General features: G+C 47.9%; 25 protein-coding genes. 12 read left to right on the forward strand and 13 right to left on the reverse strand.

The window, feature by feature from the left end:
- Positions 1–35: 35 nt before the first annotated feature.
- Entirely contained in the window at positions 36–1,397 is a 1,362-nt protein-coding gene (locus tag RCH83_RS05420; RefSeq protein ID WP_306519818.1) for a Do family serine endopeptidase, read from the forward strand.
- Between the two features lie 101 nt (positions 1,398–1,498).
- The gene (locus tag RCH83_RS05425) at positions 1,499–2,623 is read left to right on the forward strand and encodes a trypsin-like peptidase domain-containing protein (protein WP_306519820.1); all 1,125 of its coding nucleotides are present in this window, start codon (positions 1,499–1,501) and stop codon (positions 2,621–2,623) included.
- A gap of 226 nt (positions 2,624–2,849) precedes the next feature.
- On the opposite strand, the gene murA is transcribed toward RCH83_RS05425, so the two are convergent.
- The 7 genes from murA to mlaF form a co-directional block, all read right to left on the reverse strand.
- Positions 2,850–4,112 (reverse strand): UDP-N-acetylglucosamine 1-carboxyvinyltransferase, encoded by a 1,263-nt coding sequence (gene murA, locus RCH83_RS05430; protein ID WP_306519821.1) that lies wholly within the window; start codon positions 4,110–4,112, stop codon positions 2,850–2,852.
- A 6-nt stretch (positions 4,113–4,118) separates the two neighbouring features.
- Complete coding sequence (locus RCH83_RS05435; RefSeq protein WP_260657040.1) at positions 4,119–4,376, reverse strand: BolA family protein; 258 nt, start codon at positions 4,374–4,376, stop codon at positions 4,119–4,121.
- A gap of 176 nt (positions 4,377–4,552) precedes the next feature.
- Positions 4,553–4,840: a lipid asymmetry maintenance protein MlaB gene (locus tag RCH83_RS05440; RefSeq protein ID WP_306519823.1), complete on the reverse strand. Its 288-nt coding sequence runs from the start codon at positions 4,838–4,840 to the stop codon at positions 4,553–4,555.
- Positions 4,833–5,504: a phospholipid-binding protein MlaC gene (locus tag RCH83_RS05445; RefSeq protein ID WP_306519825.1), complete on the reverse strand. Its 672-nt coding sequence runs from the start codon at positions 5,502–5,504 to the stop codon at positions 4,833–4,835. The genes RCH83_RS05440 and RCH83_RS05445 overlap by 8 nt, the downstream gene beginning before the upstream one ends.
- Entirely contained in the window at positions 5,504–5,971 is a 468-nt protein-coding gene (gene mlaD / locus RCH83_RS05450) for an outer membrane lipid asymmetry maintenance protein MlaD (protein ID WP_306519827.1), read from the reverse strand. Before mlaD ends, RCH83_RS05445 begins: the two co-directional genes overlap by 1 nt.
- 4 nt (positions 5,972–5,975) lie before the next feature.
- Positions 5,976–6,755 (reverse strand): lipid asymmetry maintenance ABC transporter permease subunit MlaE, encoded by a 780-nt coding sequence (gene mlaE / locus RCH83_RS05455; RefSeq protein WP_306519829.1) that lies wholly within the window; start codon positions 6,753–6,755, stop codon positions 5,976–5,978.
- A complete protein-coding gene (gene mlaF / locus RCH83_RS05460) occupies positions 6,755–7,570 on the reverse strand; it encodes a phospholipid ABC transporter ATP-binding protein MlaF (RefSeq protein ID WP_306519831.1) in 816 nt (271 codons plus the stop codon). The genes mlaE and mlaF overlap by 1 nt, the downstream gene beginning before the upstream one ends.
- A gap of 410 nt (positions 7,571–7,980) precedes the next feature.
- Between mlaF and RCH83_RS05465 the strand changes: the two genes are divergently transcribed.
- From RCH83_RS05465 to RCH83_RS05510, 10 genes are all read left to right on the forward strand, one after another.
- Positions 7,981–8,949 (forward strand): KpsF/GutQ family sugar-phosphate isomerase, encoded by a 969-nt coding sequence (locus RCH83_RS05465; RefSeq protein WP_306519833.1) that lies wholly within the window; start codon positions 7,981–7,983, stop codon positions 8,947–8,949.
- Positions 8,949–9,506, forward strand: a complete 558-nt coding sequence (gene kdsC, locus RCH83_RS05470) for a 3-deoxy-manno-octulosonate-8-phosphatase KdsC (protein ID WP_306519835.1) — start codon at positions 8,949–8,951, stop codon at positions 9,504–9,506. Before RCH83_RS05465 ends, kdsC begins: the two co-directional genes overlap by 1 nt.
- Positions 9,503–10,057: an LPS export ABC transporter periplasmic protein LptC gene (lptC, locus tag RCH83_RS05475; RefSeq protein ID WP_306519837.1), complete on the forward strand. Its 555-nt coding sequence runs from the start codon at positions 9,503–9,505 to the stop codon at positions 10,055–10,057. Before kdsC ends, lptC begins: the two co-directional genes overlap by 4 nt.
- Positions 10,047–10,535, forward strand: a complete 489-nt coding sequence (gene lptA, locus RCH83_RS05480; protein ID WP_306519839.1) for a lipopolysaccharide transport periplasmic protein LptA — start codon at positions 10,047–10,049, stop codon at positions 10,533–10,535. Before lptC ends, lptA begins: the two co-directional genes overlap by 11 nt.
- 1 nt (position 10,536) lies before the next feature.
- Positions 10,537–11,262 (forward strand): LPS export ABC transporter ATP-binding protein, encoded by a 726-nt coding sequence (gene lptB, locus RCH83_RS05485; RefSeq protein ID WP_306519841.1) that lies wholly within the window; start codon positions 10,537–10,539, stop codon positions 11,260–11,262.
- A 90-nt stretch (positions 11,263–11,352) separates the two neighbouring features.
- A complete protein-coding gene (locus RCH83_RS05490; protein ID WP_373689746.1) occupies positions 11,353–12,798 on the forward strand; it encodes an RNA polymerase factor sigma-54 in 1,446 nt (481 codons plus the stop codon).
- 25 nt (positions 12,799–12,823) lie between these two features.
- Complete coding sequence (gene hpf / locus RCH83_RS05495) at positions 12,824–13,111, forward strand: ribosome hibernation promoting factor (RefSeq protein WP_296294825.1); 288 nt, start codon at positions 12,824–12,826, stop codon at positions 13,109–13,111.
- A gap of 25 nt (positions 13,112–13,136) precedes the next feature.
- A complete protein-coding gene (ptsN, locus tag RCH83_RS05500) occupies positions 13,137–13,592 on the forward strand; it encodes a PTS IIA-like nitrogen regulatory protein PtsN (RefSeq protein ID WP_373689749.1) in 456 nt (151 codons plus the stop codon).
- Positions 13,589–14,446 carry an RNase adapter RapZ gene (rapZ, locus tag RCH83_RS05505; RefSeq protein ID WP_306519847.1) on the forward strand — a complete coding sequence of 286 codons (858 nt, stop codon included), beginning with the start codon at positions 13,589–13,591 and terminating at the stop codon, positions 14,444–14,446. The genes ptsN and rapZ overlap by 4 nt, the downstream gene beginning before the upstream one ends.
- Positions 14,436–14,711: an HPr family phosphocarrier protein gene (locus RCH83_RS05510; protein WP_306519849.1), complete on the forward strand. Its 276-nt coding sequence runs from the start codon at positions 14,436–14,438 to the stop codon at positions 14,709–14,711. Before rapZ ends, RCH83_RS05510 begins: the two co-directional genes overlap by 11 nt.
- Positions 14,712–14,727: 16 nt before the next feature.
- Here RCH83_RS05510 and RCH83_RS05515 read toward each other — a convergent pair whose 3' ends face one another.
- Genes RCH83_RS05515 through RCH83_RS05540 form a run of 6 tightly spaced genes read right to left on the reverse strand, consistent with a single transcriptional unit; the run spans position 14,728 to position 20,566 of the window.
- A complete protein-coding gene (locus RCH83_RS05515; RefSeq protein WP_306519851.1) occupies positions 14,728–15,120 on the reverse strand; it encodes a Na+/H+ antiporter subunit G in 393 nt (130 codons plus the stop codon).
- Between the two features lie 9 nt (positions 15,121–15,129).
- Positions 15,130–15,399: a K+/H+ antiporter subunit F gene (locus RCH83_RS05520; RefSeq protein WP_306519853.1), complete on the reverse strand. Its 270-nt coding sequence runs from the start codon at positions 15,397–15,399 to the stop codon at positions 15,130–15,132.
- Positions 15,393–15,914, reverse strand: coding sequence for a Na+/H+ antiporter subunit E (locus RCH83_RS05525; protein WP_306519855.1), 522 nt, complete (start codon positions 15,912–15,914; stop codon positions 15,393–15,395). Before RCH83_RS05525 ends, RCH83_RS05520 begins: the two co-directional genes overlap by 7 nt.
- A 1-nt stretch (position 15,915) precedes the next feature.
- Positions 15,916–17,412: a monovalent cation/H+ antiporter subunit D gene (locus RCH83_RS05530; RefSeq protein WP_306519913.1), complete on the reverse strand. Its 1,497-nt coding sequence runs from the start codon at positions 17,410–17,412 to the stop codon at positions 15,916–15,918.
- Entirely contained in the window at positions 17,412–17,768 is a 357-nt protein-coding gene (locus tag RCH83_RS05535; protein WP_306519857.1) for a Na+/H+ antiporter subunit C, read from the reverse strand. Before RCH83_RS05535 ends, RCH83_RS05530 begins: the two co-directional genes overlap by 1 nt.
- Positions 17,768–20,566, reverse strand: coding sequence for a monovalent cation/H+ antiporter subunit A (locus tag RCH83_RS05540; RefSeq protein ID WP_306519859.1), 2,799 nt, complete (start codon positions 20,564–20,566; stop codon positions 17,768–17,770). The genes RCH83_RS05535 and RCH83_RS05540 overlap by 1 nt, the downstream gene beginning before the upstream one ends.
- Between the last annotated feature and the right edge of the window lie 56 nt (positions 20,567–20,622).

Raw genomic sequence — 20,622 nt, forward strand, 5'->3', positions numbered from 1 at the left:
TCTAGAGGCAGTGTTCCTATGGAGACAAACCCCAAATGAAAATGAAGTTATCTGTTGTCACCGCCAGTGTACTGGCTGCCTTTTTATTGACAAATCCAGCGCCGGTCTCTGCTAAATTACCCTTTTTTGGCGCTGAATCCGGCGAACAAATGCCAAGTCTGGCGCCCATGCTGGAAAAAGTCACTCCGGCCGTGGTCAATATTAATGTGGCGGGTAACCGTGAAGTGCGGCAACGTTTGCCAGACGCCTTCCAGCAATTCTTCGGACAAAATGAATTACGCCGGGAACAACCTTTCCGCGGTCTGGGTTCAGGTGTCATTATTGATGCCGACAAAGGTTATGTTGTTACTAACTCTCACGTGATTAATCAAGCCAGCGAAATTCAGGTCACACTGACCGATGGCCGCACTTTTGAAGCAAAAAAAATCGGTGAAGATCCGGACAGCGACATTGCACTGCTGCAAATCAAAGCCGATAACCTGACTGCTATTAAAATTTCTGATTCTGACAATCTGCGGGTTGGCGACTACACAGTGGCCATTGGTAATCCTTTTGGTTTAGGCCAGACAGTCACATCCGGTATCGTCAGTGCTCTGGGCCGTGGTGGTTTAGACATTGAAAAATATGAAGACTTTATTCAAACCGATGCTGCAATTAACAGTGGTAATTCAGGTGGTGCTTTAGTCAACCTCAGAGGTGAACTCATCGGCATTAACACCGCTATTCTGGGACCCAATGGCGGTAATATCGGCATCGGCTTTGCAATCCCTTCCACTATGATGAAAAATCTGGTCAGTCAGATTATTGAATACGGTGAAGTCAAACGTGGTGTGCTTGGTATTGAGGGCAATGATCTGAATGCAGAGCTTGCCAAAGCCATGAAAGTGAAATCTTCCAAAGGGGTATTTGTTGGCCGGGTTACACCGGACAGTGGTGCCGATAAAGCAGGTATTCAATCGGGCGATGTCATTGTCAGCCTGAATGGCAAAACTATTTCATCTATGTCTGAACTCAGAGCCAAAGTAGGTACTTTAGGTGTAGGTAAATCGGTGAAGCTGGGTATTTTGCGTGAAGATAAACAACTGGATCTCGACGTCAAACTCTCATCAGCTGACCAGGCAAATGTAACTGCAGGCAATTTGCATGACATGCTTGCCGGCGCCAACTTTGCAAACGGCAAAACAGCAGATGGCACTGCAGGAGTTGCAATTGCTGAGGTTGCCGCCGGCTCACCGGCTGCGCGGCTTGGTTTACAAAAAGGCGATGTGATTATTGGTGTTGCCCGCACCAAAGTTGACACTGTCGCCGAACTCAGAGAAGTACTGAGTAAAGCCCAGGGTGTGATTGCGTTACAGGTTCAGCGGGAAGATAATGTTTATTATGTGTTGATCCGCTAAACCGTTGTATTCAGCCTGATGGCCGCAGTTTGCAAAAGCTGCGGCCATGTTGTTTGTTTCTCGTTACTTTTTTCCGCTACAGCTTCGTCCTGAACAATGTTATGCTGATATTACATTGGCTGGCATTGATACAAGACGTGGCTAAACAATTGATTTTTATTATAAAAAGCATAGCGTATGGCTTGGCATTGGCGCTGTTATGGTTGTTGTTTTTTCAGCAAAACGGTCAACTACAACTAAGCCAGCTGTTCAGCAACAACGAAGCAGAGCCTGCGGCTATTTCTTATGCCAGAGCAGTAAGGGCTGCAGCACCTTCAGTGGTCAATGTTTACACCGTCAGCACCCAGCAGGATCCCCGTTCTTATCAACGTCGTATTATTCAGAATCAGTCTTTGGGCTCGGGTGTTATTATGCGGGCCGATGGTTACATTTTGACCAATTATCATGTGGTGAATGGCGCCGACCAAATCGTCGTTGCATTGCAGGATGGACGTCAGCTTGAGGCCATGCTGATTGGTCAGGACAGAATGACCGACCTTGCAGTATTGTACGTGCAGGCGACGGATCTGCCGGTGATCCCACAACAGAATAATCTTGAACCTCAGGTCGGAGATTTAGTGCTTGCTATAGGTAACCCACTGAATTTAGGACAGTCCATTACCCAAGGCATTATCAGCGCCACTGGCCGGGCTGGTTTAAGTACCAATACCTACACCGATTTTATGCAAATGGATGCAGCCATTAATGCCGGTAACTCTGGTGGTGCTCTGGTCAACAGCAATGGCGTCTTGGTAGGTATCAATACAGCCGCTTTTCAGCGGCAACGTAATCTGGAAGTTCAGGGTATCTTTTTTGCCGTGCCTTATAAACTGGCACACACTGTGATGGAAAAACTGATTAAACATGGTCGTGTGGTGCGCGGTTATCTTGGTTTAAGTGGTGAGCCTGTGATCAACTCGGCTGGCGAAAGACAGGTATCCACAGCCCAGCATTTTTACGGCATGAAAATTACTGAAGTTGATGCTTTTGGCCCGGCAGCTGTTTCCGGTTTGCTGGCCGATGATATTCTGCTGGAACTGGCTGGCGTCACTTTAACCAGTGTTAGCCAAGCGCTGGATTTAGTAGCTGAAGCAGCGCCAGATACCGAAGTGCAGATTCTGATTGAACGCCGTGGTGAACGTATGACCATTCCAACCCGCATTGGTGTGCGCACAGATACCGATTAAATCATCTGCCAAAGTTAACACCGGCTTATTGCTCCTATACCTTCTGCCCGGCCTCTGGCAGAGCCAGAGGCGCAACCACGGCAGCACGCCAAACTGTTGGCGTACTGAGATCCCGCAGTTGCCCTGTACATCACCGGCTTATTGCTCCTGCATCGCCGGTATACCGTACATCTTGTACATAAAAATAAACCCGCCAAATGGCGGGTTTATTTTTAGTAACAACAGCTTAAACCGCTGCGTTTATCCGCTCTATACGAGCGCCTAACGCCTGTAATTTATGTTCAATCTGCTCATAACCACGGTCTATATGGTAAATACGGTCAACCACTGTATTGCCCGATGCCACCAAACCGGCAATTACCAGACTGGCAGAAGCCCGTAAATCTGTTGCCATCACTTGCGCAGCTGTCAGCTGAGGTGTGTGCTGACACATCGCCGTATTACCTTCCAGCTGAATTAAAGCGCCCATACGTTGCAGTTCAGGCACATGCATAAAACGGTTTTCGAATATGGTTTCTGTGACAACACCTACACCTTCGGCCAACACGTTCAGCACAGTAAACTGCGCCTGCATATCGGTTGGAAAACCAGGGTGTGGTGTGGTTTTTACATTCACTGACTTCAGGGTGCGGCCTGTCATATTCAGCCGGATCCAATCCTCACCTGTGGTGACTTCAGCACCTGCTTCACGCAGTTTTTCCAGCACTACTTCAAGCTCAGTTGGATCTGTATTGCGACAAGTAACGTCACCACCAGTGACAGCTGCAGCTACCAGGAAAGTACCGGTTTCAATCCGATCCGGCAACACGCTGTGTTTTGCACCAGTTAAACGCTCGACACCTTCAACTTTAATAGTTGTACTGCCAGCACCACTGATTTTGGCGCCCATGGCAACTAAATATTTTGCCAAATCAACCACTTCCGGTTCGCGGGCGGCGTTCTCTATAATAGTCACACCATCGGCAAGCACAGCGGCCATCAGCAGGTTTTCAGTACCTGTGACACTGACCATATCCATCACCAGGTGAGCACCTTTGAGGCGTGCCGCTTTGGCCTTGATATAACCATTTTCCACACTAATTTCAGCGCCCATTTTACGCAGGCCGTCGATATGCAGGTTCACAGGCCGGGCACCAATAGCACAGCCACCAGGCAATGACACTTCGGCATGACCAAAACGAGCAAGCAAAGGACCAAGCGCGAGGATAGAAGCCCGCATGGTACGGACTAATTCGTAGGGTGCCATTTGGCTGTGGATATGGCTGGCGTCAACAGTCACCTGATGACCATCACGCTGTACTTCTGCACCAAACATCGTCAACAATTTAAAAGTGGTGTCTATGTCTTTCAGCACAGGCACATTGCTTATCACTGAAGGTTGTTCGGCCAGTAAAGTTGCAAACAAAATGGGCAAGGCGGCATTTTTTGCGCCGGAAATCACTACATCGCCTTTCAGGGTGGCGCCACCTGTTACTAAAAATTGTTGCATAACTACTTACACCGGAGGGTTTAAAAGTTTTTCACGGCGCCACTGTGTCGGCGTGAAAGCTTTGATTGATAAAGCATGAATAGAACCGTCGGCAATTTCAGCCATCAGCGGTGCATACACTAATTGTTGTTGTTTCACCCGGCTTAAGCCGTCAAAACATTCGCCCACAGCGGTCACAGCATAATGACTGCCATCGGCACTGACATACACCTCAACCAGGTTCAGTTGTTCGGTTAAGCGTTGTTCAATCTGTTTAATGTCCATCGGGCTTCCCACCAATCGGCAAAAATTGTGTAACAAGCACAAACACCATCCGGAGTTGTGTTGTCTGTATAGAGAACAACAACCCGGCAAAGCCGGGTTGTCAGAATTTATCGTAAGGAGAACTCTTCACTTACTGCCAAGGGCGGCATTATAGCCTGACTCAACAGCGATTTCAGCTAGTCTGTTGGCAAAAGTGGCAACACATCGCTGACAGCAGCCAGATTACGCAACTGCACCGGCATTTGGGTGAAACGCAGACTGACACCTTGTTTATTTGCTTGCGCCAACTGTTGTAACAACCAGGCCAAGCCCGCAGTATCAACATGACGCAACTGACCAAGGTTAAATTCAGCCTGTTTAGGCAAAGTAGCCAACAGCTTAAAGGGCCAGTGTTTCACTACAGTGATGCAGTTAAGCTCACCGCTGAAAAGCACTGTTGAACCCTCTTGCTTAATCTCAAGCATTGTTTTTCTTCTCTGGCGCTTTAATAGGTGCTTTGGCTTTTTCTTCGAGAAGCGCAGCCACACTTAATAAACCTTGTTGACGGATCAGGCTACCAAGCTCAGAACGTTTGCTGTCGAGTAATGAAATCCCTTCCGCCACCATGTCATACACCAGCCAGTTATTGGCGTCTTTTACACGGCGCAATTTAAATTCAATTTTGATGTCAGGTTTACCAGGGTCAATCACCCGCGTTTTAATAGTGATTATTTTACGTTGCTTATCAACAGGTTGGCCTGGCTCAATAATCACTTTCTGGTCACGATACTGGGTAAAAACACCAGCATAAGTACCCACCATATAGTTCTGGAATGCACCAACAAAGGTATTAAAGTCCTGTTTTGGTACCGTATTGAGTTTTACACTCTGGCCAATGACATAACCTGCGGCATAACGGCTGTCGATATAAGGCAGCAGCTCTTCGTTCACTATGGTACGCAACACTTCAGCATCAGCTTTAATTTTTGGCTGATCAGCCGCAATACGGCGGAAGGTTTTATCTGCCAGTACTTCCATCATTTTGTACGGGTCGTCATAAGTTGGCACAGCTGCAGCTGTATTTGCCTGTACCGACAAAGCGCTGACAGCAAGCAGCAGTGCTGCTGTGAATTTAAAAATTGTGTTCATTATTGATTCCCACGGTTAAATAAGAACTGACCAATCAGCTCTTCCAGTACGATAGCGGCTTTGGTGTCTTCGATATGATCACCATCAGCCAGAATTTCTACGTTTTCGTCGACAAAACCAGGTTGCAAACCGATATATTGTTCACCCAACAAACCTGAGGTCAGAATGGACAACGAGCTGGTTTCAGGAAAGTTGCTGTAACTGCTGTTAATTTCCAGAGTTACCACAGGTTGAAAAGCTTCAGGATCCAGCTGGATACTGGCAACACGGCCAACAACTACCCCACCCACTTTCACCGGTGAACGTACTTTTAAACCGCCAATATTGTCGAATTTGGCATACAACTTATAACTCTGGTCTGAACCGGTCACGCCGGTATTGGCGACTTTCAGCGCCAGCAATAACAAAGCGGCAATCGCCAAAGCGACAAAAGCACCTACTAAAATTTCTAACTTACGTGTGGTCATTTTTTTATCCACCAAACATGACAGCTGTTAATACAAAATCAAAACCCAACACCGCCAGCGAGGCTGTGACAACAGTTTGGGTTGTTGCCCGACTGATCCCTTCCGAAGTCGGAACCGCATCAAATCCTTTGTGCAGCGCTATGACTGTCACCACAAAAGCAAACACTATGCTTTTTATTACACCGTTCAGCACATCTTCGTTCAGATCGACGTTGGCCTGCATCGCCGACCAATAACCACCAGCGTCTACGCCCAGCCAGTCCACGCCAACCAGATGGCCACCGAGAATACCAACAGCATTAAAAATCAGCGCCAGCAGCGGCATACAAACCACACCAGCCCAAAAACGCGGAGCTATCACCCGGCGCAGCGGATCAACAGCCATCATTTCCATGCCGGAGAGTTGTTCTGTTGCTTTCATCAGACCAATTTCAGCGGTCAAAGCACTGCCGGCCCGACCTGCAAACAACAGTGCAGTCACCACAGGACCAAGCTCACGCAACAAACTTAAAGCGACCAAAGGCCCTAACATTTGTTCGGCACCAAATTTCGACAGCACTGTATAACCTTGCAGCGCCAGCACCATACCGATAAACAAACCGGACACCACAATGATCAGCAGCGATAACACACCAACCACATAAAACTGCTTCATGTATAAAGGCCAGGCTTTGATAAACCTTGGCCTGCCCCACAAAGCGCCAAAAACCATCAGCGCCGCACGGCCAAATCCCTGAATGGACGCTATAGTCGAAGCGCCAAGCTGTTGTAATTTATCGAGCATTAATCCTTTAACTCCATTAATTCCCCGGCATAATCGGCCGCTTTAAAATGGAAAGGCACAGGACCATCAGCCAGACCTTGTAAAAACTGCTGCACTAAAGGCGACTCATGTGCACGCAACTGCTCCGGCGTACCATGGCCAATCACCCGGCGTTCCGCCACCACATAAACATAATCAGCAATACTCATCACTTCGTTGACATCGTGCGAAACAACAATAGACGTCAAACCCAAGGCGTCATTTAACGAACGAATCAGCCGCACTATCACACCCATAGAAATAGGATCCTGACCGGCAAAAGGCTCGTCATACATAATCAACTGCGGATCCAGCGCAATAGCGCGGGCCAAGGCAGCACGGCGCGCCATACCACCAGACAGTTCCGCTGGCATCAAATCGCGGGCGCCCCGCAAACCGACAGCTTCAAGCTTCATCAACACCATCATGCGGATAATTTCTTCCGGCAATTTGGTGTGTTCGCGGATGGGGAAAGCGACGTTATCAAACACCGACATATCACTGAACAGGGCTCCACTCTGGAACAACATGCTCATTTTTTTACGGGCCTGATACAGTTCATTGCGGCCGAGCGTTGGAATATCAACACCATCAAACCAGATATGACCGCTGTCCGGCTTTAGCTGGCCACCAATCAGTCGCAACAAGGTGGTTTTACCAATACCACTCGGCCCCATAATGGCTGTGACTTTGCCACGACTGAACTGCATGCTCATATCGTCATAAATCACCCGCTCACCCCGGCGAAAGGTCAGGTTCTGAATGTTCACCAACGGCTCAGCCGCTGTATTTCCCATTGTTTGTTCCAACTTAAATCCCTTGATTGAGCTGGTTGCAACCCCAAACCAGCAACGCCCCCGGCAAAACGCCGCGCAATATAAAGTCAGGGACGCTCCGATGCAAGACTACTGTGTAATAAGTCGGCGTATTTTACCTGCTTTAACAGCCTGAGTGCGCAGAAAAAATTGTAATATTCAATTGCAAAAATCGAAACGTACGCCAATTCACGGTTTTTTTTGCAATTCCACCAGAGAAGCAGGAAAATGTCGCAGTTTTGCGGGCGCTTCTGGCTATTATGCACTTTCACCAGTGCCAGAGCAGTGAAGCACCGCTTTGTTTTTGATATTTATTCGCATTTTGTCGAAGTTAACTGAATATCAGCTTAACCATCACCGGGAAAACCCAGCCCGCTCGCAGGAGAAACGACGTGACTATAGATTACTGTGCCAAAGCCAGAGCAGTTTTTGCGATTGAAGCAGCTGCTATTGTTGGATTGAACCAGTATCTGGACCACAACTTTGAACAAGCCTGTCAGCAGATGTTTGATTGTACCGGCCGTATTATTGTTATAGGTATGGGAAAATCAGGTCATATTGGCAATAAAATTGCGGCAACTCTTGCCTCCACCGGCACCCCGGCTTTTTTTGTTCACCCGGGTGAAGCCAGCCACGGCGATCTGGGTATGATCACCAAAGGTGACATAGTACTGGCGTTATCCAACTCAGGTGAAACCAACGAGTTACTGTTGATAGTGCCGGTATTAAAACGTCTGGGCATTGGTTTGATTGCGATGACAGGCAACCCACAATCAACACTGGCGCGCCTCGCCGACGTGCATTTATGCGTCAAGGTGGAACAGGAGGCTTGCCCGCTTGGGTTGGCGCCAACAGCAAGCACCACAGCTGCTCTGGTGATGGGTGATGCTTTAGCTGTAGCCCTGCTGGAAGCCCGCGGTTTTTCTGCCGATGATTTTGCGTTGTCACACCCGGGTGGCAGCCTTGGGAAAAGGTTGTTGTTACGTTTACAGGACGTGATGCACCAGGGCGAACAAATTCCACAAGTGCCAACTTCAGCCACCATTAAGCAGGCGCTGTTAGAAATATCACAAAAAGGTCTGGGCATGACCGCTATTGTTGATGAACAAGGCAAACTGGCCGGTATTTTTACCGATGGTGATTTACGCCGCCTGCTCGATTTACGTGTCGACATTCATCAAACATTGATAGCTGACGTGATGATCCGCAACTGTATTACCGCCAAAGCCGACATGCTGGCGGCAGAAGCGCTGAAAATTATGGAGCAGAAAAAAATCAATGGCCTGATTGTATTGTCAGACGACAGAACACCGATTGGCGCCATGAATATGCACGATTTATTGCGGGCCGGAGTGCTTTAATGACAAGTTTATTCAGCGAGTTATATCAGGATGTTGATGCAGGCCTGCTGCAAAAAGCCGCCCAAATCCGCTTGTTGATTTGTGATGTGGATGGGGTCTTTTCTGATGGTCGTATTTATCTGGGTAATGATGGTGAAGAACTAAAGGCATTTCATACCCGTGACGGTTATGGCATCAAAGCGTTGCGCCATGGCGGTGTAGAAGTCGCGGTGATCACAGGCCGGCGCTCAGACATTGTCAGCAAACGGATGGCGTCCTTGACGGTGCCATATGTTTATCAGGGGCAGGAAGATAAAATTCCGGCTTTTACTGAACTAAAACAACAGCTGCAACTGCAAAACCACCAGATTGCTTATATAGGTGATGACCTGTCTGACTGGAAAGTGATGCAACATTGTGGCTTAAGTGTCGCGGTCAAAGACGCCCACCCTTATTTACGCCAACATGCCCACTATATAACCAGCCTTGCCGGTGGCTATGGCGCAGTGCGTGAACTTTGTGATTTACTGCTGATAAGCCAGCAAAAATTTGCTGGTTTTGACGGAAGCAGCTCATGAAACAACAGATTTTCTGGTTTTTGCTGGTACTGACCGGCGGTAGTCTGTTGTACGGATGGCTGAATAACGAAGGCAAACGCAGTGCGGTTGAAGCTGAGCAGGAACTTGTTCCGGACTTTATTGCTTATGATCTGGTGCGCACCAGTTTCGACAGTGCAGGCAGTATGTCGGGCCTTATCAGAGCACAACAAATGTCCCATTTTGAGCAGCTGGGTCAAATTCAATTTGAAGCACCTGCTTACACAATATTTGAAGAACAACAACCTAAATGGCAGGTTAGCAGCGACCATGGCGTGTTGTATCCGGATGATAAAGTGGTGCTTGAGCAACAGGTCATTCTGGACAACCTGAAATCAGGTGAGCTTTTTAATAAACTAGAGACCAACCAACTGGAATATTTATTTGAACAACAGCTATTGCAAACCCGGCAACAGGTGTTGATCAGCGGCGATGGTTTTGCCATTCACGGCCAGGGAGTCGAAGTCGACTTAGTCAGCCAGAAACTTCAACTTAATCAACATAAAGGGACGGTTTACCGCCATGAGAAATAATCTGTTGCTGGCCATGGTACTAGGCCTGTGTTCGCTGGCATGTCAGGCAACAAATAACGATTTTTCTGAACCTGTAAATGTCAGCTCTGATAACTTTGACGGCAGTGTCAAAGAGAAAAAACTGATTTATCTGGGCAATGTGCTGGTGACCCAGGGCTCCTTACAAATCAAAGCCGAGCGTCTGGAAGTAGACAGCTCTAAAGGTCAGGGCAAAGAAGTGTTTATCGCCAGCGGTACACCAGCATCTTATTCTCAGGTATTGGATGGTGACAAACCCATTGCCGCTATGGCCAATGAAATCCGTTACGATGTGGCAACGCGTATTCTGACCCTGACCGGCAATGCCGAAATTAATCAAAGTGGCAGTGTGGTGAAAAGTGCCAAAATCCAATATGACCTGGCGCAGCAAAAACTGAATGCCGAGGGTGGTAAAGACACCCAAAGGGTCAGTACTGTTTTTATCCCAGAGAAAAACTAAAGTGAAAACTCTTGTCGCATCGCATCTGGCGAAAAGTTACAAAGGCCGTCAGGTGGTTAAAGACGTCAGCCTCGAAGTCAAAGCCGGTCAGATTGTTGGTTTGCTTGGCCCCAATGGCGCCGGCAAAACCACCACTTTTTATATGATTGTTGGTTTGGTGCCTTCGGATAAAGGCACTATCACATTAGATGGTCATGATATGACCTTCGATCCTATCCACGCCCGTGCCCGCCAGGGTATCGGTTATCTGCCGCAGGAAAGTTCGATTTTTCGCAAACTCAGTGTGTACGACAACCTGATGGCAATTTTGCAAACGCGTAAAGATCTCAAAGATGAACAGCGCGAACAAATTGCCGACGAGCTGCTGGATGAGTTTAATATTACCCATATCCGCACCAGTCTTGGCATGAGCCTTTCAGGTGGCGAAAGACGCAGAGTAGAAATTGCCCGTGCTTTAGCGGCTAATCCGGCATTTATTCTGCTTGACGAACCTTTTGCCGGTGTTGACCCTATTTCGGTGCTGGATATCAAAAAAATTATCCAGCATTTGCGTAACCGTGGTATCGGTGTACTCATCACCGACCACAATGTACGCGAGACCCTTGATGTCTGCGAAATTGCCTATATTGTCAGTCATGGTGAGCTGATAGCTTCCGGCTCACCGGCCGATGTATTAGCAAATCAGCAGGTCAGAGATGTATACCTCGGCGAACAATTCAGGCTATAGTTAGCAAAAAGCCAGTGGATACTGGCTGTCAGGAGTGACCAGAAGTACATGAAGCCATCTTTACAACTCCGGCTTGGACAGCAACTCACAATGACTCCCCAGCTGCAACAGGCCATCAAGCTGTTGCAACTGTCGACCATTGAATTACAGCAGGAAATTCAGGAAGCACTGGATGCCAACCCGCTGTTGGAAGCGGAGGATGACTACAGCAACTTCAATGAAAGTAGCAGTGCACCACAAGACGGCGATAAACACGAACAAGCTGAAATGGACAGCTATTCCAGTGACGAGCATTTTGACCCTGAAGTGCCTGACACCAGCGAGGCCATGACGGAACAAAATATCAAAGAAGACTTGCCACTCGACAGCAACTGGGACGATTTAGTCAGTGCTGCGCCTGTTGCTAATACCTATAACGGCGAAGATGACAATGTCTTTCAGGGCGAAACCTCCGAAACTTTACAGGATTATCTGCGCTGGCAGATGCGCCTGACCCCTTTTAGTGAAACCGATTTAGCCATTGCAGAAATTATTATTGAAGCTATAGATGGCAATGGTTTATTAACCATCAGTAACCAGGATATTCTCGATTCGCTTGGCATGCCGGAGGTGGAAGCCGACGAAGTTGAAGCTGTGATTAAACGCATTCAGCTGTTTGACCCTGTTGGTGTAGGCGCCCGCACCATTCAGGAATGTTTGTTGGTTCAGCTGCGTCAGTTTGATCCAAGCACGCCTTTTCTGGCAGAAACCTGCGACATTATCCGTCATTACAGCGAATATTTAGCCAACAGAGATTTCCGTTCTCTGATGCGAGTGACTAAACTCAAAGAAGACGACCTGCGCGAAGTGATGCGGCTTATTCACAGCCTGAACCCTCGCCCCGGCGCCGATGTCATTCGGGAAGAACAGCAATACACTATTCCCGATGTGTCAGTGAAAAAAATCAAAGGCCGCTGGATGGTGGAGTTAAATCCAGATGCTTTTCCAAAGATCCGGATCAACGAGCAATACGCCGCTATGTCGCGCAGCGCCAGAAACTCAGCCGACAGCCAGTTTATCCGGTCCCACTTGCAGGAAGCCAAGTGGTTTTTAAAAAGCCTGGAAAGCCGGAACGAAACTTTGTTAAAAGTTGCCAACTGTATAGTGCAGCAGCAACAAGCATTTTTTGAGCATGGGGAAGAAGCAATGAAACCCATGGTACTCAACGATGTGGCCGAGATGGTTGGTATGCATGAATCAACCATTTCGAGGGTCACCACACAAAAGTTCATGCACACGCCCAGAGGAATATTTGAACTTAAGTTCTTTTTCTCCAGTCATGTAAGTACAGAAAGTGGCGGCGAATGTTCGTCGACCGCCATCAGGGCTTTTATAAAAAAATTGGTGGCAGCGGAGAATCCTGCAAAGCCGTTAAGCGACAGCAGGATGGCAGAAATTCTTTCTGAACAGGGCATCAACGTAGCAAGGCGGACCATCGCCAAATACCGTGAATCTCTGTACATTCCGCCGTCAAATCAGCGCAAGAGCTTGCTATAAGTGCTCATCAAAGAAGGAAATGTCTATGCAAATCAATCTAACTGGTCGTCATGTTGAAATCACTGAAGCACTGAGAGAGTATGTAGACAGCAAGTTTTCAAAACTTGAACGGCATTTTGACCACATCAACAACGTGCATGTTGTGCTTAACGTGGAGAAATTAAAACAAATTGCCGAAGCAAAACTGCATTTAAACGGCGGAGAGGTGTTTGCAGTCAGCGAAGATGATAATATGTACGCAGCTATTGACCAGCTGATCGATAAACTTGATCGACAAGTTATTAAACACAAAGAGAAAATTTCTCGTCATTGATTACGGACTTATGAACTTAAGCTCAATGTTATCGAAGGACTGCACAAAAAGTGCGGTCCTTTTTAATAGTAAAAAACGCATTCTGGAATATATTGCCGAGCTTGCTCATCAGCAATTACCGCAATTAGCAGAATCCACGATTTTTGAAGCACTGATGGCCCGTGAAAAACTGGGCTCCACTGGTATTGGTGGTGGTATTGCCATTCCTCATGGCAAATTAAAAGATGTCACCAGCCCGGTGTTAGTTTTTGTTGTCAGTCAGGATGCCATTCAGTTTGACGCTATTGATAATCAGGCGGTAGACATTTTCTGCGCCATTCTGATCCCGGAAAATCAGTGCCAGACCCATCTGACAACTTTGGCCGGCATAGCACGGCTGTTAAGCCAAAAAGATTTAACACGTAAAATCAGACACATAGGCTCAGATCACGATCTTTATCAGCTGCTACTCACCCATTCAGATACGGCGGCCAGCAAATGAAACTTCTGGTCGTCAGTGGTCGCTCAGGTTCCGGAAAATCAGTGGCATTACGCGTGATGGAAGACCTGGGTTACTACTGTGTCGACAATATTCCGGTGAATTTATTGCCGACACTCGCCAATGCGGTGATGGGGCAATATGAACGGGTTGCCGTCAGTATTGATGTTCGCAACCTGCCGCAGGAGCCGGAAGAACTCACTGATATTCTGTCTTATCTGCCACGTAAAGTTGAACTCACCATTTTGTATCTGGACGCTTCCCATAGCAGCCTGATTAAAAGATTCAGCGAAACGCGCCGTTTGCACCCTTTGTCGCATCAGGCCATGTCGCTGGATGAAGCAATTCAGCGTGAACAACAATTGTTGGATCCTATTTCCAGCCGCGCCGATTTGTATATAGACACCACAGACTTAAACGTACATCAGCTGACAGAGCAGCTGCGCGAACGTATTCTGGGTCAGAAAACCGGCCGCTTGGTGATTTTGTTTGAATCTTTTGGTTTTAAATATGGCATTCCCAAAGATGCCGACTATGTGTTTGATGCCCGCTTTTTACCAAACCCGCATTGGGAGCCTGAACTGAAAATTCTGACCGGCCTTGACCAGCCGGTAAAAGATTATCTGGCAGCTCAGGAGGTTGTGGGCCTGTATACCGAACAAATTAATCAGTTTATCGGCACCTGGTTGCCCCATCTGGAACGGAATAACCGCAGTTATCTGACCATAGCTATTGGTTGTACCGGCGGTCAGCATCGTTCTGTATATATTGTTGAAGCGCTGGCAGCACGTTTTAAAGCCTTGCGCGAAGATGTACAAATCCGTCACCGCGAACTGGTCCGTCACCATGGCAAATAGTTTTTCCCAAACCGTTACTATCGTCAATCAGCTGGGTTTACATGCCCGCGCTGCAACCAAACTGGCGCAACTCTGTCAGAAATTTGATGCCAAAATCGAATTGCAGCAAGAAGGTAAAACCGCAGATGCCAGCAGTGTGCTGGCGCTGTTGATGCTGGCCAGCAGCAAAGGCAAAAATGTCGATGTACTTACCCAGGGTGCTGAAGCAGAAGCCGCGTTAAAGTCTGTTGTTGAGCTGATTAACAACGGTTTTGACGAAAACTGAGCAGCTGTTTTGTCATTTAATCGCTGTCTGCCAACTTCTCTACTGTTGGCAGATCATTTCCTTTTGCCAGGTTGTCCCTTTGTTTCATCAAATCCTGATGCCTGGTATTTAGCATTGGCACTAACTTCTGGTGTAAAGCCACTTTAATCAACATATAAGCGGTCACTGGCGCTGAGATAAACAAAAACAACGCTATTAAGAACTGCTGCAGGCTCAGTTGTTGTTGCACAAAATTAAAAAATAACATCGAAGCCAACACCAGACTACCCAACCCCAAAGTGGTGGCTTTGGTTGGACCATGCAGTCTGGTGTAAAAGTCCGGTAATTTAATTAACGCGAATGAACCCAATAAAACAAACAGGGCGCCGGCCATCACCAATATGGCGATGCTCCATTCAAGCAGACTCATTTGTTGCTCCTATTCAATAATGTCGCCACGCAGCATAAATTTGCAAACAGCAACAGTGCTGACAAACCCCAACATGGCAACCAGCAAAGCCGCCTCAAAGTGCAGGTTGCTCACCGAATAAATGCCATAACAGAGCAATAACGCAATGCTGTTGATATACATGGTATCCAGCGCCAGCAACCTGTCAGGCATCGACGGGCCACGCAACAACGCCCACAGATTCAGCAGCAATGCAAAACCAATAACGAGCATGGCAACCAGCACTATTTGGTTCAGCATTGGAAAATCTCCTTCAGTGGCTGCTCATAACGTTGTTTGATACTGGCAACCAGCTCAGCTTCATTTTGTAAATCCAGCACATGCAGCAGCAGATACTTAGGCGCGGAGCTGGTTGCATCCAACTGGTAAGGCAAAATTTCCGCACTGACAGTGCCCGGAGTTAACGAAACAGTGCCGGCCAGAATGGTTAAAGGTAAAGCTTCTGTCATGCTCAATGGCACCAGCACAAAACCCGGGCGCAAATTTTTATTGGGTCCGAGCACCAGCTGAATCACCTGCAAATTAGCCAGCACAATATCAATCAACACTCTGGCAATATAACGCACAGCCAAACCCCAACGCCGGATAGGTGGTTGTGGATCACGAAAGGATACTGTTAGCTGCGGAATCACCAGAGCCAGCAGTGCAGCAACCAGCAGATGTATTGGCGCGATACTGTTATTGAGTAAAAGCCAAACCACAAATAACAATAAACTCCGTGCAGGCGTAGGTAACAAGGTGTTGAGCAAACGCATGTTATAGCCCTCCTGTGGCACGGACATTTGGCAAAAGCTGAAGCTGCATGGCGGCTTCCAGACAAAATTGCATCACAGGATTACCAAAGACCACCAACAGAGGACTACAAGCTAATAACAACACCACGGCACTCCATTGCACCGGTTGTGCCCTGTTGCCGCTCACCTGCTGTTGATTAACCCGCCAAAACAAGGTACTGCCGGCACGACTCACAGCAATCAGCACCATAAGGCTGCACAATAACAATACTGACCACAAAGCAATACGGTGCTGGCTCTCAGTTGCGGCCTGCAATAACCAGATTTTCGCCACAAAACCAGACAAAGGCGGCATACCCACCACAGCCAGCGCTGCGATAAAAAATAACACGCCAAGCAACCAGGCCTGTTGTAGTGGCCGACCCGAGACTAATCTGTCCTGCACTGTACCGCGCTGCGCTGCGATTAAATCTGCCAGCAAAAATAACGCGCCCGCCATTAATGTTGAGTGCAGGCTGTAATAAAGCATTGCAGCAATGGCGGCTGTGCTCCCCAAAGACAACACAGCAATCAGGCTACCCACTGAAACCAACACCAGATAAGCCACCAGCTTTTTTAAATTTTGCGCAGCAATGACGCCAATGGCAGCCAACACCATAGTGGCAAGCCCGGCAAACCATAACAAGTCCTGGCCAAACCCGGCCAATTCACCGGCATTGCTGGCAAAAAGACTGCCGAACACCCGCAGCACACAATAAACCCCAACTTTGGTCATCACTGCAAACATAGCTGCCACAGCAGGAGAAGCATTGGCATAAGCAGCAGGCAACCAAAAATGTAACGGCAAAATAGCAGCCTTCAGGCCAAAAACCACCAGCAATAAGCCCGCCGCAGCTTTGACGATCAACGCCTGCTGCGGGCCTAGTTGACTGATACGCTGCGCCATATCCTGCATATTCAGACTGCCGAGCATGGCGTACAACAAAGCAAGTGCCAATAAAAACACCGCTGAGCCTAACAGGTTTAATAACACATAATGCAAAGCTGCTTTAGTACGTCCTTTCCCGCCGCCGTGTAATAACAACCCATAAGAGGAAATCAGCAGTACTTCGAAAAATACAAAAAGATTAAATAAATCAGCTGTTAAAAAAGCCCCATGAATGCCCATCAGCAAAAATTGTAATAAAGGCTGAAAATATGCCCCACGCTCATCTTCACCTGCCACACTGTACAACCAGCAACAACAAGCCAACACAGTACTCAGCAGAACAAAAAGTGCGGAGACCTTATCCTGCAACAACACAATGCCAAAAGGGGCTGGCCAGTTCCCCAACAGGTAAAAAGTCTGCACACCGGCCCCACTCTGCCATAGTCCGAACAGCGCGCTTAAAAGCAACAAAAACAGCCCGAGACCACTGAGCCAGCGCCTTTTTGTCAAAGAAGCCTGTAACGGCGGTAACAATAATAAAGCTGCGGTCAGTAACGGCAGTAATATGGGGAATATCACAGCATGTTGCATCAAAGCCGCGACTCCTTATCCGGATGTTGACGGGAACCACTGTCACCATCCACATGATCATTTCCAAGTTCGGCCCGGGCACGAATAGCCAGAATCACTAAAAATGCCGTCATGGCAAAACCTATCACTATGGCTGTCAGCACCAGAGCTTGCGGCAGCGGGTCAGCATAAATATCGGTTTGCCCCAGCACAGCACCTTTGCCAGCCGTTAAACCACCACTGGCAAAAATAAACAGGTTGACCGCATAAGAAAGCAAGGTCAGCCCAAGCACCACGGCAAAGGTATGGGCCCGTAACACCAACAACACACCGCAGCTGGTCAGTACCCCAATCACAATGGCTATCACCAGTTCCATTACAACTGCTCCTTATGCATCGGCCTGTATCTGGTTGTCACCTTGCCTAGATTTGCCAGAATTAATAAGGTTGAACCTACCACTGTCAAATAAACCCCTAAATCAAAAACCATGGCACTGGCAAGCTCTATAGTGCCTATCAACGGTAATTCAAAATAATCAAACCAGGACGTTAAAAAAGGTTTATCAAACAACCAGCTGGCAACACCGGTACCGGCGGCGCATAAAATCCCTAAGGCTATCAGCGTAGAATATTCAACTTTTAACCTTGGTTTGACCCAGTCCACCCCCTGCGCCACATATTGCAAAATCATTGCGACGGCGGTGATAAGACCAGCAACAAAACCACCACCAGGCATATTATGACCACGGAAAAAGATATAAACCGATACTAATAATGCCAAAGGAAGTAACGCTTGTGATACCACTGCCAGTAGCAGCGGATGCGGGTCCAAAGCCCAGCGCCTGCCTTCGCCGTCTGCACCCGCCATAAAACGCGGAATACCGGTCAGCATTTTAAAAATACCCAAAGCGGCAATACCAAGTACGGTAATTTCGCCGAGCGTATCAAAACCACGGAAGTCGACCAGGATCACGTTGACAACATTGGTCCCCCCGCCCCCGGTTTTAGCATTTTGCAGAAAATAACCAGCAATAGTGTCGGTTTGGTTAGTCAGCATGGCAAAAGCCAGACTGCCAATCACCACCCCCATAGCTGTTGCTAAAGTTAAATCCCGCACCAGATGACCAGGCGAAGATTGTTTGACCGACTTATGCGGCAAAAAATACAAGCCCAGCATCAGCAGCACCACTGTCACTACTTCAACAGACAATTGAGTTAAGGCTAAATCAGGTGCAGAAAAACGCACAAAGGCCAGACTGACCATCAAACCAACCACAGAAATCATTACCAGCGACAATAATCTTTGCCGGATCGTCAGCACAGTGGCGATAGCAGCAATACATAAAATCGCCGCTCCGGCCATCAACAGCGGATCCGTCTCCAAAGCAGGTCTGTTACCTTTTAACGAACTCAGCTCCAGCAATGGTGCTCCGCTGAACAGCAACACCAACAGCAACATCACACCAGCAAAACGCTGATAACTGCCATTGTCGACTCTTGCCGTGACACGACGACAGCCTTGCTCAAAACGCTGCAACAACTGGTCAAATCGGTAGATCGCTGCTTGTTCAGTAAATCCGGCCTGGAATAAAAACAGGTGCTTACGATTGATATAAAGCACAATACCACCGGCCATTGCCAATACACTCATCAGCAACGGAATATTCAACCCATGCCAAAGCGCCAGGCTATATTCAGGCACCTCAGTTCCCAACACTGCAGCAGAAGCCTGCGTCAATAAATCCCCGATAAACCACTGTGGAAAAACCCCAACCAGCACACAAAAAGCCACCAGAATTTCCATCGGCACCCGCATATATCGTGGTGGTTCGTGTGGTGTGTGCGTCAAACCTATAGGCTCGCCGTTAAAAAACACGTCGTGGATAAAACGGGCTGAATAAGCCACTGCAAAAATGGCTGCCACAGTGGCCAACAGCGGAATTAACCAACTTAATGAACCTAAAATCTCCTGATGCAGGGTTTGGGTAAAAAACATTTCTTTGGATAAAAAGCCGTTTAAAAGCGGCACCCCTGCCATGGACGCCGAGGCCACCATGGCCAAAGTCGCTGTCACCGGCATATATTTCCACAAGCCGTTAATTTTTCGCATATCCCTCGAACCGGTTTCATGGTCAATAATACCGGCCGTCATAAAAAGTGACGCTTTAAAAATCGCATGATTGATCAGGTGAAAAATGGCCGCCACAGCTGCCAGATCAGTATCCAGTCCCAACAACAACACGATCAGGCCCAGATGCGAAATAGTGGAATACGCCAGCAAAGCTTTGATGTCGTGCTGAAACAACGCAAAATAAGCCCCCACCAGCAATGTTGCCAAACCGGTCAGGGTCACAGTTAAAAACCACAAGTCAGTACCTGACAATAACGGATATAAACGCGCTAACAGAAAAATACCGGCTTTGACCATAGTGGCCGAATGCAGGTAAGCACTGACCGGAGTAGGTGCTGCCATGGCATTTGGCAACCAGAAATGAAACGGAAACTGGGCAGACTTGGTAAAAGCGCCTAACAATACCAGCAACAACACCACAGGATAAGCAGCATGCTGTTGTAACTGTTCCGTTTTGCTAAGTACCACTGTCAGTTCATAACTGCCGGTGATTTGTCCAAGCAAAACAATGCCTGCCAGCAGTGCCAGACCGCCGGCAGCAGTGACAGTTAACGCCATTCGTGCCCCTTTACGGGCGTCGGATTGAGAGGACCAAAAACTAATCAGCAAAAAGGAACTGATACTGGTGAGTTCCCAGAAGAACCACATCTGCAATAAATTACCGGAAAGCACGACCCCCAGCATGGCAAACATAAACAACATTAAAAATGCATAAAACCTGGCCATCGAGTCTTGTGCTGACAGGTAATAACGCGCGTACAGAATGACCAATAAACCGATACAAAGAATGAGCAGACTGAATAAAAAGGACAAACCATCCAGATGCAGGCTGACATTCAGCCCTATCAGCGGCAACCACTGAGCCTGAAAACGCAAAACTTCACCGGAGAAAATCGCCGGACCACAAGGTAATAACAGCAACAAAGCAAGGGCCGGAAAAGCAGCAACAGCGAACGCCAGCTTACTGCGTTGCCAATGTCGTGCTGTTGTGGCAAACAAGCTGGCCAGCAGCGGCAATACAACTATCCATAATAAGGTGCTCACCAGTATCGGTTCCTCGTTTGATATGCCGGTCTAAAGACCATCCCTTGCTACAGTTT

The organism is Rheinheimera sp., from assembly GCF_030824435.1.
GTDB lineage: Bacteria > Pseudomonadota > Gammaproteobacteria > Enterobacterales > Alteromonadaceae > Pararheinheimera.

Coding starts and splice junctions, on each gene's coding strand:
- rapZ (WP_306519847.1), top strand. CDS start 13,589: ATGAAACTTCTGGTCGTCAGTGGTCGCTCAGGTTCCGGAAAATCAGTG.
- RCH83_RS05425 (WP_306519820.1), top strand. CDS start 1,499: ATGCTGATATTACATTGGCTGGCATTGATACAAGACGTGGCTAAACAA.
- hpf (WP_296294825.1), top strand. CDS start 12,824: ATGCAAATCAATCTAACTGGTCGTCATGTTGAAATCACTGAAGCACTG.
- RCH83_RS05525 (WP_306519855.1), bottom strand. CDS start 15,914: ATGCGTTTGCTCAACACCTTGTTACCTACGCCTGCACGGAGTTTATTG.
- RCH83_RS05490 (WP_373689746.1), top strand. CDS start 11,353: ATGACTCCCCAGCTGCAACAGGCCATCAAGCTGTTGCAACTGTCGACC.
- RCH83_RS05435 (WP_260657040.1), bottom strand. CDS start 4,376: ATGGACATTAAACAGATTGAACAACGCTTAACCGAACAACTGAACCTG.
- mlaE (WP_306519829.1), bottom strand. CDS start 6,755: ATGCTCGATAAATTACAACAGCTTGGCGCTTCGACTATAGCGTCCATT.
- lptA (WP_306519839.1), top strand. CDS start 10,047: ATGAGAAATAATCTGTTGCTGGCCATGGTACTAGGCCTGTGTTCGCTG.
- RCH83_RS05445 (WP_306519825.1), bottom strand. CDS start 5,504: ATGAACACAATTTTTAAATTCACAGCAGCACTGCTGCTTGCTGTCAGC.
- RCH83_RS05530 (WP_306519913.1), bottom strand. CDS start 17,412: ATGCAACATGCTGTGATATTCCCCATATTACTGCCGTTACTGACCGCA.
- RCH83_RS05510 (WP_306519849.1), top strand. CDS start 14,436: ATGGCAAATAGTTTTTCCCAAACCGTTACTATCGTCAATCAGCTGGGT.
- mlaF (WP_306519831.1), bottom strand. CDS start 7,570: ATGGGAAATACAGCGGCTGAGCCGTTGGTGAACATTCAGAACCTGACC.
- RCH83_RS05535 (WP_306519857.1), bottom strand. CDS start 17,768: ATGGAACTGGTGATAGCCATTGTGATTGGGGTACTGACCAGCTGCGGT.
- RCH83_RS05420 (WP_306519818.1), top strand. CDS start 36: ATGAAAATGAAGTTATCTGTTGTCACCGCCAGTGTACTGGCTGCCTTT.
- mlaD (WP_306519827.1), bottom strand. CDS start 5,971: ATGACCACACGTAAGTTAGAAATTTTAGTAGGTGCTTTTGTCGCTTTG.
- RCH83_RS05440 (WP_306519823.1), bottom strand. CDS start 4,840: ATGCTTGAGATTAAGCAAGAGGGTTCAACAGTGCTTTTCAGCGGTGAG.
- RCH83_RS05520 (WP_306519853.1), bottom strand. CDS start 15,399: ATGCTGAACCAAATAGTGCTGGTTGCCATGCTCGTTATTGGTTTTGCA.
- ptsN (WP_373689749.1), top strand. CDS start 13,137: ATGTTATCGAAGGACTGCACAAAAAGTGCGGTCCTTTTTAATAGTAAA.
- RCH83_RS05515 (WP_306519851.1), bottom strand. CDS start 15,120: ATGAGTCTGCTTGAATGGAGCATCGCCATATTGGTGATGGCCGGCGCC.
- lptC (WP_306519837.1), top strand. CDS start 9,503: ATGAAACAACAGATTTTCTGGTTTTTGCTGGTACTGACCGGCGGTAGT.
- murA (WP_306519821.1), bottom strand. CDS start 4,112: ATGCAACAATTTTTAGTAACAGGTGGCGCCACCCTGAAAGGCGATGTA.
- kdsC (WP_306519835.1), top strand. CDS start 8,949: ATGACAAGTTTATTCAGCGAGTTATATCAGGATGTTGATGCAGGCCTG.